At 34.4% G+C, this 1,438-nt stretch carries 2 protein-coding genes; both read left to right on the forward strand.

The window, feature by feature from the left end; genetic code table 11:
- Positions 1-245: 245 nt before the first annotated feature.
- Positions 246-479: a hypothetical protein gene (locus tag AC1RJ8_RS25085; RefSeq protein WP_492956261.1), complete on the forward strand. Its 234-nt coding sequence runs from the start codon at positions 246-248 to the stop codon at positions 477-479.
- On the forward strand, positions 479-973 hold the full coding sequence (locus tag AC1RJ8_RS25090) for a hypothetical protein (protein ID WP_492956262.1): 495 nt from the start codon (positions 479-481) through the stop codon (positions 971-973). The genes AC1RJ8_RS25085 and AC1RJ8_RS25090 overlap by 1 nt, the downstream gene beginning before the upstream one ends.
- Positions 974-1,438: the final 465 nt, after the last annotated feature.

Consider the following 1,438-nt stretch of genomic DNA (forward strand, 5'->3'; position numbering starts at 1 on the left):
TTTCAGGAGAAAAGGGTTTATTAGAAATTGATATAATTTAAGTTAATTTGGATACGAGCTACAAGCTCGCACCAGCTGGGGACTTGTCCTTTAAATTTTCTTAAGAGATTAATATATTGATTTGACTAAAGCACAAGTCAGGCGTTTGCTGCTTGGGCCGGGGTGCTAAGACTTGCGCTAGATGGGGAGAAAAGCTAAAATACTCTCCTACTAAAAAACACGAAAAGGTTGGCTGGGGAACATTAATGGATTTGGATAATGGTACCGCTAGCGAAGTACTGAACAATTCACAACAAGGAGGTAAACAAAAATATGGGTTTCATAATGGTAAAATGTATGAGTTTCAGCCAGATAATGTAGGAGGCTGGCATGGTTATCCCATTAAAGGAACGGAAGCACCTTCTTCGGTTTTAAAGGAATTAAAAAACTCTAAAAAAATTACTAGTGCAGAATATAATAAATTAATAAAGGGGAAATAATGAACAAGCTGAGACTATTTTTTAAAAAAAAAGAATATCCCTATGATGAAACTCATGATCCTGAAATCAATTGGGGAGAAATAAAATTAGTCATTATTGATAATAATGAATTGTTTAAACAAGTCTTCAGCATTGAGTGGGACTTTAGAATTTTTCTTAGCTGGCTAAAAGAAAATAAAAACCATATTCTTTTAGAGGATTGTCCAATTCAAAATCAAAATAACACATCACTAGCAAAACTTGTCCACTCATTCTATGATACAGATGATGATCTTGATGATCATTTAATAGATATTATGTATGATTATCGTGAACACCATAATATAAGATTTGGCTTGCGAGGGGTAGACATAAATGATGTATACTTAGGCAAAAACAAGAATATATTTGAAATCTCTTTATTTGAAGAAGACGAATCATGGGAGTTTGAAATAGACTTGGTTTCTTTCTTTAAAGAACTAGAGTATTATTTTCATAATTGCCCCACTCACTAGCTCCTTACTGGCGCAAGTCTTAGCTGGTGAGGAAGTAAGGTGGCTGACTTGTGCTTTAAAATAACTAACTTGGCTCTTTTGCTGGGCTTCTGCTAGTCCCCTGCTAGTCCGAGCGGATTGCGATTAGATAAATTGTGCTGGTGCGAGTTTTTAACTCGTACCAATAAAAAAAAACATAGTTCTAAAATCTAGAAAGTCGCAATCCTAAACTTTCATAATTTTTTAGATATAATATATTTATAACCAGCTAGTTGAGGTAGGTTTTGTGACAGAAAATTACCATTGGAAATATAGTAGTGCAATAGATTTTTCTGAAGAAAGGGGTTTATTAGAAATTGATATAATTTAAGTTAATTTGGATACGAGCTACAAGCTCGCACCAGCTTGGGGCACATACAGCAACATTGAAAGAACAGGGGATGTATCACAGAGATTACCAATCAAAACTCTATACCAAGGAAGCTA

Source organism: Pedobacter sp. GW822-FHT03F06, from assembly GCF_058801365.1.